The following is a 14,494-nucleotide window of genomic DNA, read 5'->3' as shown; positions in this document are numbered from 1 at the left end:
TGCCATGCATGCGCTCTACATCACCCATCCCCAGGTCAAGATCGATACGGATGTTCCCGTTCCCGAATGGGGGCTTTCGGAGAGAGGGGCCGAGCGGGCACGGGAAGCGAGCCGCCTGCCCTGGGCGCGGTCATTGCGCCGCATTGTTTCCAGCGCCGAAACCAAGGCGATCGAAACCGCCCGCATCCTCGCCGAAACCTCCGGAGCGGAGATAGAGATCGTCGAGGCGATGCATGAAAATGACCGGTCTGCCACCGGCTTCCTGCCACCGCCGGAATTCGAGAAGGCGGCGGACTGGTTCTTCGCCAACCCCGAAGAAAGTTTTCACGGCTGGGAGCGCGCAATCGATGCGCAGGCGCGGATTGTCCGGGCCGTCAAAGCCGTTTTCGAGCGACACGATCCGCGGCAACCGATCGCCTTTGTTGGTCATGGTGGCGTAGGTACGCTCCTGAAATGCCATATCGAAGGCCGTGACATCAGCCGCAGCAAGGACCAGCCGCCCGGCGGCGGCAATCTTTTCCACTTTTCCATCGCCGAATTTTCACTTGCAGCCGCGTCCCCCACATGCGACTGGACGGCAATGGAAACATGGCAGGGATAAGACAATGACCGCGCGCGAAAAACTCATCGTCGGGCTGGATGTTCCGACTGTGCAGCAGGCCGAAGACATCGTCTCGAAAATCGGCGATGAGGTTCTGTTCTACAAGATCGGTTACCAGCTGGTATTCGCCGGCGGTCTCGAATTCGCGCGTGACCTTGTGCAGAGCGGCAAGAAGGTCTTTCTCGACATGAAGTTGCTCGACATCGACAACACGGTTGCTTCCGGTGTCGAAAACATCGCCCGCATGGGCATGTCGATGCTGACCCTGCACGCCTACCCCAAAGCCATGCGCGCTGCAGTGAAGGCTGCTGAAGGTTCCGGCCTCTGCCTGCTGGGCGTCACCGTGCTGACCTCGATGGATGACGTTGATCTGGCCGAAGCCGGTTACGCGTCGGACGCCCGTTCGCTGGTGCTGCGCCGGGCGGAACAGGCGCGCGAAGCGGGCATGGGCGGCATCGTCTGTTCGGCAGAGGAATCGACCGCCGTGCGCGAAATTCTCGGTCCGGATCTTGCCGTCGTTACCCCCGGCATTCGCCCTGCCGGCGCAGATCTTGGTGATCAGAAGCGGGTGATGACACCCTACGACGCCATCAAGGCCGGCTCGAGCCATCTGGTCGTCGCCCGCCCGATCGTTCGGGCGGAAGATCCGAAGGCGGCGGCCCGCGCCATTCTTGATGACATGCTGCGCGCCAGCTTTCCGGCCAATCAGTAACGACAGGAGCAGATGAAATGGCAAAGGGATATTGGATCGCCCGCGTCGATGTACGCGACAGTGAGCGCTACAAGGACTATGTCACGACGGCAAAGCCCGCCTTCGAGCGGTTCGGTGCCAATTTCCTGGCCCGTGGCGGTGCCTTGACCGAACTGGAAGGCAAGGCGCGTGCCCGCAATGTCGTCATCGAGTTCCCGTCAGTTCAGCACGCCATCGATTGCTACAACTCCCCCGAATATCAGGCAGCCGCCAAAATCCGCCAGGAAATCGCGGATGCGGAGATGATGATCGTCGAAGGAATTTGACGGGCGTCAATCGCATTTCCAAAACCGGCCCCTGCCCTGCGACAACATCTCTTCACGCGCGCGCGGCTTTGGGCTAAGAGACTGAAAAACGCTTTATCGACAGCTTCTGAGGAGCCTCCCATGACCTTGGCCAACCTTCCACCCCTCGTCACCGTTTTTGGCGGTTCGGGTTTTGTCGGGCGGCATGTCGTGCGGATACTTGCGAAGCGCGGTTATCGTATCCGTGTCGCCGTACGTCGCCCCGATCTTGCCGGCTTCCTGCAGCCGCTCGGCAATGTTGGTCAGATTTCCTTTGCCCAGGCGAACCTGCGTTATCGCGACTCCATCGTCAAAGCCGTGGAGGATGCTGATCATGTGGTCAATTGCGTCGGCATCCTGACCGAAAGCGGTCGCAACACCTTTGACGCCGTTCAGGAATTCGGTGCGAAAGCCATTGCCGAGGCGGCCCGCGATGCTGGCGCCACGCTGACGCATATTTCCGCCATCGGTGCGGAAGCGGGTTCGCCGACCGGTTATGGCCGTACCAAGGGCCGCGCCGAAGCCGCCATCCATTCCATCCTGCCGGGCGCCGTGATCCTTCGCCCGTCGATCATTTTTGGACCGGAAGACGATTTCTTCAACAAATTCGCCAAGATGGCCCGCAGCATGCCCTTCCTGCCGCTGATCGGCGGCGGAAAAACCAGATTCCAGCCGGTCTATGTCGAGGATGTCGCCGAAGCCGTCGCCCGTGGCGTCGATGGCAAGCTGAAGCCCGGCGCCATTTACGAACTCGGCGGCCAGGACGTGATGACGTTCCGCGACTGTCTTGAGGCGGTTCTTGCTGCAACGTACCGCCAGCGTCCTTTTGTCGACCTGCCTTTCGGGATCGCCTCAACGATCGCCAAGCTCACTTCGCTGGTGCCGCTGATTAAGCCGCCGCTGACGGTCGATCAGGTGACCATGCTGAAAAAGGACAATGTCGTCTCCGCCGAGGCGGAAAAGAACGGCCTGACGCTGGAGGGTATCGGCATCACCCCCGTTCGCGTCGCCTCCATCCTGCCGTCCTACATGGTGCAATATCGCACCCACGGCCAGTTCTCAAACGCAGGTAAAGCGGCCTGAAGCTCAGGCCTGCAGCGCCAGCGATTTCAACGAAAGCGGGAGCCATTCCCGCTTTTTGTTTTTGCCCAATTCAATTGCAACCAAACCGCTATTCGTGCATTTTCTCCTCAACTGCAGGGGAGGTGTAGAATGAACTAAGGCAGATTTCTAAAGCCGGGTAAAAGTTAACGGCCGTCCGGCCGCCACAGGCAAGCGTGGCACAAGCGCAACTGTGGAAAAGACTTCGCATTAACCCGGTATTCAACAAGCTGCTTTATTGATATTCGCCACATTCCAAACATATCCCGAACCCTCACTTCACACACGGCGGCACGATCCGCGCGAACGAACGTCTGAAAGGCAATAATAAAATGGGCAGATCTATCGCACTCTTTTTTGCGTGTGCGGCTTTGGTGGTTCTGGCGGGTTCTTTCATGGCGCCGGGAACGGTTGCAGCGGGCAAGAGCGGTTGCGCTCCCGCCTACGGCGTCGACCCCTGCGCAACGGCTTCGATCAGCACCAACTGATCGGCCTTTAAAAGTTTCAAAGAAAAAGCGCCGCCGGTTCTCCGGGGCGCTTTTTCTGTTTTTGTTCGTTCATTACGGACGAGGGTTATTCCCGTCCTCGGCTCAGCCGAAAACCAGAAGCGCGATCAGCCCCAGCGAACCGATGGCGATGCGCCACCAGGCAAAGGGCGCAAAGCCCCGACGCGACACAAAATCCAGCAGAGAGCGAACAACAAAGAGGCCCGAGACAAAAGCGGCGATGAAACCGACGGCAATCAGCGCGCCGTCATCAAAACTCAGCGCATCGCGGTTCTTGTAAAGGTCGAGCGTGAAAGCGCCGAGCATGGTCGGCATCGCCAGAAAGAACGAAAACTCGGCGGCGGAACGCTTGTCCGTGCCCATCAGCAGCGAGCCGACGATTGTAGCGCCGGATCGCGAAGTACCGGGAATCATCGCAAGGCACTGGAAGAGGCCGATCTTGAAGGCAAGCGACGGCGGATAATCCATGATGTCGGTATATTTCGGTTTCAGCGGCAGGCGATCGACCGCAAGCAAAATGACGCCGCCGATGATCAGCACCACGCAGATGAGCATCGGCGTTTCAAACAGCACGGTCTTGATGAAATCATGCGCCAAGGCGCCGATTATCGCCGCCGGCAAAAAGGCGAGAGCGACGGCCAGCACGAAACGACGCGCCTTGGCGCTGGTTGGCAGGGCCAAGGCTATAGACATAAGCTTTTGAAAATAAACGAGAAGAATCGCAAGGATCGCGCCGAGCTGAATGAGGACGGCAAAGGTGTTGCCAGGTGATTTGAAGCCGAGGAAATGCCCGGCCAGCAGCACATGTGCCGTTGAGGAAACGGGAATGAACTCCGTCAGACCCTCGATAATGCCCAGCAGAAGCGCGCTGATGATCGATTGGTCACCCATGAGGTATCCTTCTTTTCAGGGGGAAGTGGCAATGGAAGGCAATTGCGTTAAACTTGTTTTAAAGTAGCCAAGCTCTTATAGCGTCTTGATGAAGCGAAACTGAAAAAGTTTTCCGGCAAATGCCGATCATGACAACCAATCGTAAAAATTGAGTACCGATGCCAACTCTCTATCACTCTCCGATGTCGACCGCATCCCGGTTCGTTCGTCTGATCCTTGCGGAATACGGGTTCCAGACCGATCTCGTGGAGGAGCAGCCGTGGGAAAGACGGCGGGAGTTTCTGGCGCTCAATCCGGCCGGCACCCTGCCGGTCTATCTCGATGACAATATGCGCTCGCTGAGCGGGCCTTATGTGCTTGCCGAATTTCTCGACGAAACGCATGGCGTTCTGAAGCGCGACCGCCGGCTTCTGGCGGAAGACCCGTTTCAGCGCGCGGAAATCCGTCGCCTGACGGAGTGGTTTCTGCAGAAGATGGAAAATGACGTGACCCGGCCGCTGGTGCGGGAACGGGTCTATAAATTGCAGATGACGGCGGCCCAGGGCGGCGGACCGCCGGATTCCAAGCTGCTGCGCACCGCCCGCAACAATATCCGCCAGCATATCAAATATCTGGAATGGCTGGCCGGTTCGCGCACATGGCTCGCCGGCGATCGGTTGAGCTATGCCGACCTTGCCGCAGCCGCCGGCGTTTCGGTGCTGGACTATCTCGGCGAGATCAACTGGCTCGAAGCGCCGATTGCCAAAGAATGGTATCAGCGGCTGAAATCGCGCCCGTCCTTCCGGCCGTTCCTGAGCGAGCGCATTCCGCGCCTTGCCCCCTCCTCCCACTACGCCGATCTGGATTTCTAAGTTCCAGTCCTGCTGGTTGTTTGCTGTGGCCTGCGGCTCAGCCTATATATGCCGCAGAATAGCCCGCAGGAGAAACGACCATCGACGTCGCGAGCGAAAAGCAGCGGATACGCGCGCACAAACTGACGGACTTCGTTCGTCAGGAAGCGCTTTCGCTCGGCTTCGATCTCTGTCGCATCACCGCCCCAGACAGCATTCCGCTCGCGCCGGAACGGCTGAGACAGTTTCTCGACAACGGCTATCACGGCACGATGGCGTGGATGGAGGAAACGGAAGCACGGCGTGCCGAACCGAAAACGCTGTGGGGCGACGTGCGCTCCATCGTCATGTTCGGACTGAACTACGGCCCGGAAGAAGATCCGCGCGACCTGCTTTCCAAACCGGACAAGGCCGCCATTTCGGTCTATGCCCGCAACCGCGATTATCACGACATCATCAAGGGGCGGTTGAAGGAGATCGCAACCCGTTTTGCCGCGCGCGCCGGCGAAGATGTGAAGGTCTTTGTCGATACCGCGCCTGTGATGGAAAAGCCGCTCGCCGCCGCAGCCGGTCTCGGCTGGCAGGGCAAGCACACAAACCTAGTAAGCCGCACCCATGGCTCATGGCTGTTTCTCGGCAGCATGTTCACCACGGCCGAACTCTGTCTCGATGAGGCCGAAAAGGATCATTGCGGTTCCTGCCGCGCCTGTCTCGATGCCTGTCCGACGGCTGCCTTCCCCGCGCCCTATCAATTGGACGCTCGCCGCTGCATCTCCTATCTCACCATCGAGCACAAGGGGCCGATCCCGCACGAGTTCCGCCCGATGATCGGCAACCGCATCTATGGCTGCGACGATTGCCTTGCCGCCTGTCCGTGGAACAAATTCGCGGCCAGCGCCTCCGAGATGAAACTGCAGGCGCGCGAGGATCTGAAGGAACCTTCCATCGCCTTCCTGCTCACGCTCGATGACGCTGCGTTTCGCAGTTTCTTCAGCGGCTCACCGGTCAAGCGCATCGGCCGCAATCGCTTCATCCGCAATGTGCTGATCGCGGCGGGAAACTCCGCAGACCGGCAATTCGTGGAACAATGCAAGGCGCTTGCGGAAACTGACCCTTCGCCCGAGGTGCGCGGCATGGCCGCATGGGCTTTGTCACGGCTTATGGACAGGGACGAATTCCGTACATACTCTGCCGGTCGCGCCCCGGAGCCTGATCCGGAGGCGGAAATGGAATGGCAACTGGCAGAGGCGTGAACCATGCATGTGATGATTTTTGGCGCGGGATATTCGGGCAAGGCCATTGCAAACGCGCTGAAACCCGAGGCCGCAAGCCTTTCCGGCACCACACGCAGCAAAGACAAGTTCGCAAGCCTCGCCACAGCGGGCATGACGCCGTTCCTCTTTGACGGGGTCCATCTCAATGACGAGCTCATCGCCGCCATGGGCAATGTGACGCATCTCGTACAATCCGTCGCGCCGGGCAAGGATGGCGATCCGTTGCTTGCGCTTCTGGGCGGCGATCTGAAAAAGTTCCTGCCCAATCTGACATGGGTCGCTTATCTTTCCACCGTCGGTGTTTATGGCGACCATCACGGCGCCTGGGTGGACGAGACGACACCCTGCCGCCCTGTTTCCGCGCGCTCCGTGGAACGGGTAGCCGCTGAGGCTGCCTGGACTGAAGCAGCCCAAAAGGCGAATGTGCCGCTTTCCGTCCTGCGCCTGTCCGGAATTTATGGCCCGGGACGTAATGCCTTCATGAATTTCGAGAAGGGAACTGCGCGGCGGCTTGTGAAGAAGGACCAGGTGTTCAATCGCATCCGCGTCGAGGATATCGGTGCCGCACTTGCCTTTCTGGCACAAAAAAACGAACGCGGTATCTTCAACGTGACAGATGATGAACCCTGCCCGCCGCAGGATGTGGTGAGCTTCGCAGCGACGCTGATGGGCGTGGAACCGCCGCCCGAGCAGGCTTTTGAAACCGCCGATCTGACGCCGATGGCGCGCTCTTTCTATGGCGAGAACAAGCGCGTTTCGAACGCCAGAATACGCGATCTTGGCTTCGATTTCCGCTTTCCGGAGTACAGACTCTCCCTGAAACAATTGTGGGAAAACGGCCTCTGGCGAGGCTGAGAATGGTCCCATCGAAAGCGATGAAAAATCCTTCCAATCCGGCTTTTGCGGATGGTTTTCGTCTTATTTCAGCTAATTAGGACTTTATTAACCATCCAAAAATCACTAAAATCGTAGTCATTAGAAAAATATTTCACTCACATTTCGTGAAGTGGATTCACGAAGCCGTGACTTGCAACAACATTTCCATTGAGCGTTGATTCTGCATTATTTTTTCCGAATTGTGACAGGGATGGCCAGGCGACGCCTTTCCGGCTAACGATCACGAATATTACAGACTGTAACAGTTCGTGATTTGAGATCAGCTTTTTTTCGCCATTTTTCCCTCGCCCTACAATCTCGCATCAAAAGGCGTTCAGGCCAGTTCATGGCCGTTTAGCAAGGGCACAATCAATCGGCGCGGGGCCGATTTTCAGGGAAGCACAGTTTGTTGAATATCCGTCGTATAACTTTCACCGCTGCAACTATCGCCGCCTGTTCCATCATTGCGCCTCTTCAGGCGAATGCGGCAAATGGTTGTGGAGGCGCATCGTGGTATGCGTTGACCTCCAAGACTGCTTCTGGCGAGCGCATGAACGCCGCCAACCTGACCGCCGCCCACCGCTCGCTGCGGTTCGGCACCAAGGTCAAGGTGACCAATGCCCGCAATGGCAAGGCCGTTGTGGTGCGCATCAACGACCGCGGGCCGTTCATCAAGGGTCGCGTTCTCGATCTTTCCAAGGCGGCCGCCAAGAACATCGGCATGATCAACTCCGGCACCGCCAAGGTTTGCTACGAGATCGTCAAGGCCGATTGAGCCTTGCCCTCGCCGCCATTCGCGTCTACCAACCGGGCTTATCAGAAGAACGAGGTAGACAATGCGTTTAGGCGGGCGTTTGGCCGGAGCAATCGAAGTATTGGCGGATATTGAGGGACGCAGGCGTCCCGTCGCCGATGCTCTGAAAGATTGGGGCCTTGCCCATCGTTTTGCCGGTTCCGGCGACAGGGCCGCAATCGGCAACATCGTCTATGACGCGCTGCGCATGAAACTGTCGCACGCCTGGCTGATGGATGACGACAGCGCCGCCTCGCTTGGTTATGCCGTGCTGCTGCGCCAATGGGGCAAGAGCTTTTCGGACCTTTCGGCGGAATTCGACGGCGACAAATTCGCCCCCGCCGCACCGGATGAACAAAGGCAGCAGGCCTTTCTCTCCCGTTCTCTCGGTGACGCACCGGCCCATATTCAGGGCGATATTCCAGAATGGGTGCAATCTTCCCTCGAAACGGCCTTCGGAGAGCGCTGGCTCGCCGAGGCGCAGGCGCTGAACGAGCGGCCCACGCTTGATCTGCGCGCCAACACCTTGAAAGCGACACGCGACAAGGTGCTGAAGGCGCTGGAAGAAAGCGGTGCGGAAGCCACACATATCGCCCGCCAGGGCGTGCGCATCCCCGCTGGCGAAGGCCCTTCCCGCCTGCCGAATGTGACGGCCGAACTGTCCTTCCAGAAGGGCTGGTTCGAAGTGCAGGACGAGGGATCGCAGATCGTCGCCGATCTTGCCGGCGCCCATGAGGGCGAACAGATCCTCGATTATTGCGCCGGCGGCGGCGGCAAGACGCTGGCCATGGCCGCCAGCATGAACAATAAGGGCCAGGTCCACGCCTTCGATGCCGACCGCAAGCGGCTCGCGCCGATCATCGAGCGGCTGAAGCGGGCCGGCACGCGCAATGTGCAGGTGCATGACCGCGCTGCGGGACTTGTCCCCTTCCATGAAAAATTCGACCGCGTTCTGGTGGATGCACCCTGCACCGGCACCGGCACCTGGCGGCGTCGCCCCGACACCAAATGGCGGCTGACGGCGCGCAATCTGGAAGAGCGCGTGCAGCAGCAGGGCGAAGCGCTTTCGCAGGCCAAGGTTTTCGTGCGCCCGGGCGGTGAGCTGCTTTATGTTACCTGCTCGGTTCTGCCCGAAGAAAACGAACAGCAGGTCAGACGTTTCTGCGAGGAAAATACGGAATTCTCCATTGGCTCCGCGTTGCAGCGCTGGCAGACGATTTTTGGCGACAATGCGAATAAGCCGCATTCTTCCGACGGCAAGACAGTGACGCTGACGCCTGCAACCACAGATACGGATGGCTTCTTCTTCTGCTTGATGAAACGCAAAGCATAACGCCATCTTTGCAAGCACTGATTTTACTTGAAAAACAGCCCTCGATCTTGTTTCAAAGCATTCTAAACTAGAATGTTTGACACAAGTTTGTGATTGGGTCAGAACTCGCTTGCCGCAGCCTGAAGTCATTTCACGCCTGCCGAAGGAGAGGGATCATGATCCGCAAAACCATTCTCAGCGCGTCCTTCGCGCTTCTGGCCGCCTCGGCGGCCTTCACTGCGCTTCCCGCCCGCGCCGCGACCGACGCCGCCGCTGTCGTCAAGCATTATGCCGATGTCGCGCATGCCAAATATGAGGATTCGCTGACCACGGCGAAGGCGCTGGACAAGGCCATCGATGCGCTGATCGCAACGCCGAGCGAAGAAACCCTGAAAGCCGCGCGGGAGGAATGGATCAGGGCCCGTGTTCCCTATCAGCAGTCGGAAGTCTATCGTTTCGGCAACCCGATCGTCGATGATTGGGAAGGCAAGGTGAATGCCTGGCCGCTGGATGAAGGTCTGATCGATTACGTCGACGGTTCCTATGGCACCGAAAGCGACGAGAACGAACTCTACGTTGCCAACATTATCGCGAATCCGAAGATCAAGATCAGCGGTGAAGAGGTCGACGCCTCCAAGATCACCCCCGAGCTGATCGAAAGCCTGCACGAGGCGGGCGACGTCGAAGCCAATGTGACGACCGGTTACCATGCCATCGAGTTCCTGCTTTGGGGTCAGGACCTGAACGGCACCGGACCGGGCGCGGGCAACCGCCCCTATACCGATTATGACAAGGCGAAATGCACGAACGGTAATTGCGACCGCAGGGCCGATTACCTGAAATCCGCCTCGACCCTGCTGATCAAGGATCTTCAGGAGATGGTGGATGCCTGGGCGCCGGAAGGCGAAGCCACGAAGACAGTGGAAGCCGATCCGAAAGCGGGCCTGACCGCCATTCTCACCGGCATGGGCTCACTCTCCTATGGTGAGCTGGCCGGCGAACGCATGAAGCTGGGCCTTTTGCTGCATGATCCAGAAGAGGAGCATGATTGCTTCTCCGACAACACCTATAATTCGCATCTTTACGACGCCATCGGCATCGCGTCGGCCTATACCGGCGACTATACCCGCGTGGACGGGACGAAGATGACGGGCGCCTCGCTGTCTGAACTGGTCGGCGCCAAGGACAAGGCACTGAACGACGAGATGCTGGCGAAGCTGAACAAGACACTCGACGCCATGCACGCGATGGAAAAGCGCGCCCAGACCGTTGAGGCCTATGACCAGATGATCGGCGAAGGCAACAAGGAAGGCAACGCCGTGGTTCAGACGGCCATCGATGGCCTTCTCGACCAGACGAAGACTGTCGAACGCGTCATAGCGGCGCTCGATCTCGGCAAGATCGAGCTTGAAGGCTCCGAGAGCCTCGACAATCCGAACGCCGTCTTCAAATAAGCGGCAAAGCGGGCCGCAGATTGCTGCGGCCCGTTGCTCCCCATCGCCCCTGTTGTCATGCAATTTTTGCTGCCGCCGACCCCTAAGCCGTTCTTCTTAACCGGGGCAGCCTGCCTTGTGGCGTCGATGGCGCTTGCCGAACCGCTGCGTAGCGATCTGACGGAGACAGATCGAGGCCGCGTGCTGGCCGTGACCACCCCAACGACGGATTTTACCAGGCCGGAACCTTTCGAGGCTATGTCCGGCGGAGCAACGACCAGTACCGGCAAACCCGACAGCGGCGCGTTTTCACATCCTTCCGCCACAATGCCGCTGGAGCGGAAACAGGATTTCAAGCTTGGCAACGCGCTGTTCCAGAAGCTCTGGGTCTCTTCTCCCTCCTCCACACAGGCCTCGGACGGTCTGGGGCCGCTTTTTAATGCCCGTTCCTGCCAGACCTGCCATGTGAAGGATGGCAGGGGTCGACCGCCCCTTGCCGGAGAAGACGCCGTCTCCCTCTTCCTGCGGCTGGCGCGACCGGCCCGCAATGAAGCCGAACGACAAGCCATTGCCAGCCACCAGGTCTTGAATTTTCCCGACGAGACCTATGGCCGGCAGCTTCAGAACCTGGCCATTCCCGGCCTCGCCGCCGAAGGCAAACCGCTCATCACCTATACGGAAAAGCCAGTGCAGCTACCGGGCGACGAGGTGGTGATGTTGCGCAAGCCCGACTATGCCGTGGCTAATCTGCAATATGGCCCGCTTGGCGCCGACACGACGCTTTCAGCGCGCATTGCCATGCCTACCCTTGGGCTTGGCCTGATCGAGGCCATTGCCGAGGCCGATATTCTGGCCAACGCCGACCCAGACGACAACAATGGCGACGGCATTGCCGGGCGTCCGGCATGGGTCAAGGATCATCGCACTGGCGAGATAAAACTCGGACGGTTTGGCTGGAAAGCGCAGAATGCGAGCGTGCGCGACCAGAGCGCCAGCGCCTTCTCCCATGATATCGGCATTTCCACGCCGGATGCGCCGAACGCCTATGGCGATTGCACTGAAGCCCAGAATGACTGTCTGGCCATGCCGACCGGCGTGCAGCCCAGGCTCGGGCCGGTAGAAGCGCCCGACCCGGTTCTCGATCTCGTGACCTTCTACACCGAAAACCTCGCCGTACCGCGCCGCCGCAATGTCGATGATCGGGTGGTTCTGCAGGGGAAGCAGCTTTTCTATGCCTCAGGCTGTACCGCCTGCCATACCCCGAAATTCGTCACCCGACGCGATGCCGCCGACCCCATGCATTCTTTCCAGCTGATCTGGCCCTATTCCGATTTTCTGCTGCATGACATGGGCGAAGAGCTTGCCGACGGCCAGCAGGTGGGTGAAGCAAGCGGGCGGCAGTGGCGTACCCAACCGCTCTGGGGCATCGGCCTGACACAAAAGGTCAATGGCAACGGTTTTTACCTGCACGACGGCCGGGCGCGCAGCCTGTCGGAAGCGATATTGTGGCACGGCGGCGAAGCGCAGAAAGCGCGCGACGCCTTTGCCGCCTTGCAAAAATCCGACCGGCAGGCTTTGCTGGCCTTTCTGGAGTCCCTTTGATGAACAATGCCATGCGAAAAATCTCCGGCCTCTTTTCCGTGCTGCTGCTTCTGGCCAATCAGCCGGCAAAGGCACAGGACGTGGAACTGATGCCGCCACCGCCGCTTGACCCCATGCAGGTGCGGGGTGTCATGGAAAAGGCTGTGAACGGTTTCATCCGTCCCGGCTATGACCACTTCCGGCAATCGGCGGAGACGCTGGAAGACCGTATGAAAGCGTTTTGCGCCGCTCCGTCCCAAACGACGGAGACGGCAGCGCGGGCGGCTTTTGCCGATACTGTCTCGAGCTGGTCGACCATCGAGATCGTGCGTGTCGGCCCTGTCATCGAGAAGAACCGTTTCGAACGCGTGCTTTATTACCCCGACAAGAAGAGTCTGGGCCTGAAACAGGTACAGCGTTATCTCGCCGAAAAAGATGAAAGCGTCACCAGTGCCGAAGGCCTGAGCGGCAAGAGCGTTGCGGCGCAGGGGCTCGGCGCTCTCGAATTCGTACTTCACGGAACCGGAGCGGAAGAGCTGCTCGACAGGAAGGGTGATTTCCGCTGCCGTTATGGCGCCGCCATCGCCGGCAATATCGCCAATGTGGCGGCGGAACTTTCCGACAGCTGGAATACGCCTGATGGCGCGCAGAAGAACTGGACTGAGCCCGGTACGGACAACCCCGTCTTTCGTGACGAGCGCGAGGCGCTTGTTGCCCTGCTCGGCATTCTCGTCCACGGCTCCGAGGCTATCCGCGACCAGCGGATCGAAACCTTCTACAAGGGGCCGGACAAGGCAAGATTTCCCCGCACCGCCATTTACTGGCGCTCCGGCCTGACCTGGAAGAGCATTTCAGCCAACATCAAGGCGGTTCAGACCCTGCTGCACACGGCCGATATGGTCGAACTCGTGCCGCCCGACCAGCGCTCCATCGTCAACTCCATCGATTTCATCGCCAAATCGATGATCCGCGTTGCCGGAACCATTGATACGGATGTGCAAAAGGCGCTGGATCAGGACGATCAGCGCGCCAAGGTGGATTATCTGCTGCTCAACGGCAAAGACCTGATCTACCGCCTGAACGATCAATATGGCGGCGCGATCGGCCTCAGCTCCGGCTTTTCCTTCGCCGACGGAGACTGAGCCGATGATCTCAGGCAAAAAGCCGATGCTGATGGACCGGCGAAGCTTCATCAAGGCGGCGGGCATTCCCTTCCTCGCCACGCTTGCCCCCGGCTCGCTGCATGCGCTGGAACGCGCCGATGCCGTCTTCGCTTCAGCCTTTCGCGCCCGTGACGGCTCCTACGGCATCGCGACCATCAGCGAGCGCGGCGAGATCATCGACCGCGTCGCGCTTCCCGCCCGCGCCCACGGAATGGCGACGAGCCACGCGACCGGCATGACAGTGGCCTTTGCGCGCCGACCCGGCACCTTCTTCATAGCCTTCGACCCCGCGCGGCGTCACGAGCCGATCGTGATGCACACGCCGGAGAACCGCCACTTCTATGGCCACGGGCAATTCTCACCCGATGGCGCAATCCTTTATGCCAGCGAAAACGACTTCGACGGCAATCGCGGCGTCATCGGGCTCTATGACGCCCGCAACGGCTTTGCCCGCATCGGCGAATATGACGCGCATGGCATCGGCACGCATGACATGACGGTGAGCGATGACGGGCGGCTGATGGTGATCGCCAATGGCGGCATCGAGACCCATCCGGATTTCGGACGAACCAAGCTCAATATCGACAATATGCAGCCCTCTCTTGTGCTTCTCGATACGGCGACCGGCCAGTTGATTCAGAAACACGCAATGCCGGATCGTCTGCGGCAGCTTTCCACCCGCCATGTGGATCTCGGCGATGACGGGCGCATCTGGTTTGCCTGCCAATATGAGGGACCGCGCAACGACCTTCCGCCGCTTGTCGGGCATTTCTCGAAGGGTGAGGATGTGTCCCTCGTGGATTTGCCCCAGGAAACGACGATGCGCCTTGCCAATTACGTCGGGGCCATCGCCGTCAACCGGCGCGATGGGCTGGTGGGCCTGACATCGCCCAACGGCAACGCCGCCGTGACGCTGGATGCAAAAACCGGGCGCGTTTTATCCGAGACGACGGTGCGGGAAGCCGCGGGCGTCGCCCCTGCCGCGAACGGCATTGCTGTTTCTTCCTATGACGGATTTTTCGAGACCGTGCGCAGCGACGTGGCATGGGACCAGCATATCGTGCGTCTCTCCAGCTAAAATACTGAAAAGGCACGGGA

14 protein-coding genes are annotated in these 14,494 nt (G+C 59.5%); 13 read left to right on the top strand and 1 reads right to left on the bottom strand.

The features are described from left to right. Positions 1–4: 4 nt before the first annotated feature. The 4 genes from MRBLRC7O_RS13860 (at position 5) to MRBLRC7O_RS13845 (ending at position 2,719) form a co-directional block, all read left to right on the top strand. Complete coding sequence (locus tag MRBLRC7O_RS13860; RefSeq protein ID WP_080865751.1) at positions 5–601, top strand: histidine phosphatase family protein; 597 nt, start codon at positions 5–7, stop codon at positions 599–601. Positions 602–605: 4 nt separating this feature from the next. Further along, positions 606–1,313 carry an orotidine-5'-phosphate decarboxylase gene (gene pyrF / locus MRBLRC7O_RS13855; RefSeq protein ID WP_003503850.1) on the top strand — a complete coding sequence of 236 codons (708 nt, stop codon included), beginning with the start codon at positions 606–608 and terminating at the stop codon, positions 1,311–1,313. A gap of 17 nt (positions 1,314–1,330) precedes the next feature. Beyond that, the gene (locus MRBLRC7O_RS13850; protein WP_003503851.1) at positions 1,331–1,618 is read left to right on the top strand and encodes a DUF1330 domain-containing protein; all 288 of its coding nucleotides are present in this window, start codon (positions 1,331–1,333) and stop codon (positions 1,616–1,618) included. A 120-nt stretch (positions 1,619–1,738) separates the two neighbouring features. Continuing rightward, on the top strand, positions 1,739–2,719 hold the full coding sequence (locus tag MRBLRC7O_RS13845; RefSeq protein ID WP_003503853.1) for a complex I NDUFA9 subunit family protein: 981 nt from the start codon (positions 1,739–1,741) through the stop codon (positions 2,717–2,719). A gap of 608 nt (positions 2,720–3,327) precedes the next feature. Here the strand turns inward: MRBLRC7O_RS13845 and MRBLRC7O_RS13840 are convergent. After that, complete coding sequence (locus MRBLRC7O_RS13840; RefSeq protein WP_003503855.1) at positions 3,328–4,134, bottom strand: undecaprenyl-diphosphate phosphatase; 807 nt, start codon at positions 4,132–4,134, stop codon at positions 3,328–3,330. A 158-nt stretch (positions 4,135–4,292) separates the two neighbouring features. Here MRBLRC7O_RS13840 and MRBLRC7O_RS13835 point away from each other — a divergent pair, with 158 nt between their 5' ends. The 9 genes from MRBLRC7O_RS13835 (at position 4,293) to MRBLRC7O_RS13795 (ending at position 14,474) form a co-directional block, all read left to right on the top strand. After that, positions 4,293–4,985: a glutathione S-transferase family protein gene (locus tag MRBLRC7O_RS13835; RefSeq protein WP_003503856.1), complete on the top strand. Its 693-nt coding sequence runs from the start codon at positions 4,293–4,295 to the stop codon at positions 4,983–4,985. 80 nt (positions 4,986–5,065) lie between these two features. Beyond that, a complete protein-coding gene (queG, locus tag MRBLRC7O_RS13830) occupies positions 5,066–6,217 on the top strand; it encodes a tRNA epoxyqueuosine(34) reductase QueG (RefSeq protein WP_026363808.1) in 1,152 nt (383 codons plus the stop codon). Positions 6,218–6,220: 3 nt separating this feature from the next. After that, complete coding sequence (locus tag MRBLRC7O_RS13825; RefSeq protein ID WP_003503860.1) at positions 6,221–7,093, top strand: SDR family oxidoreductase; 873 nt, start codon at positions 6,221–6,223, stop codon at positions 7,091–7,093. Positions 7,094–7,520: 427 nt separating this feature from the next. Then, positions 7,521–7,889, top strand: a complete 369-nt coding sequence (locus MRBLRC7O_RS13820) for a septal ring lytic transglycosylase RlpA family protein (RefSeq protein WP_003503862.1) — start codon at positions 7,521–7,523, stop codon at positions 7,887–7,889. Positions 7,890–7,950: 61 nt separating this feature from the next. After that, positions 7,951–9,240, top strand: coding sequence for an RsmB/NOP family class I SAM-dependent RNA methyltransferase (locus tag MRBLRC7O_RS13815; RefSeq protein WP_003503865.1), 1,290 nt, complete (start codon positions 7,951–7,953; stop codon positions 9,238–9,240). A gap of 155 nt (positions 9,241–9,395) precedes the next feature. After that, positions 9,396–10,673: an imelysin family protein gene (locus MRBLRC7O_RS13810; protein ID WP_080865749.1), complete on the top strand. Its 1,278-nt coding sequence runs from the start codon at positions 9,396–9,398 to the stop codon at positions 10,671–10,673. 126 nt (positions 10,674–10,799) lie between these two features. After that, on the top strand, positions 10,800–12,254 hold the full coding sequence (locus MRBLRC7O_RS13805) for a di-heme oxidoreductase family protein (protein ID WP_003503868.1): 1,455 nt from the start codon (positions 10,800–10,802) through the stop codon (positions 12,252–12,254). After that, positions 12,254–13,375 (top strand): imelysin family protein, encoded by a 1,122-nt coding sequence (locus MRBLRC7O_RS13800; RefSeq protein WP_003503870.1) that lies wholly within the window; start codon positions 12,254–12,256, stop codon positions 13,373–13,375. The genes MRBLRC7O_RS13805 and MRBLRC7O_RS13800 overlap by 1 nt, the downstream gene beginning before the upstream one ends. Before the next feature lie 4 nt (positions 13,376–13,379). After that, positions 13,380–14,474 carry a DUF1513 domain-containing protein gene (locus MRBLRC7O_RS13795; RefSeq protein WP_003503871.1) on the top strand — a complete coding sequence of 365 codons (1,095 nt, stop codon included), beginning with the start codon at positions 13,380–13,382 and terminating at the stop codon, positions 14,472–14,474. Positions 14,475–14,494 lie beyond the last annotated feature (20 nt).

It is taken from the genome of Agrobacterium radiobacter (genome assembly GCF_040801995.1).
Taxonomy (GTDB): domain Bacteria; phylum Pseudomonadota; class Alphaproteobacteria; order Rhizobiales; family Rhizobiaceae; genus Agrobacterium; species Agrobacterium radiobacter.
Note: the sequence above shows the minus strand (reverse complement) of the source record. Positions and strands in the feature narration are given on the sequence as shown.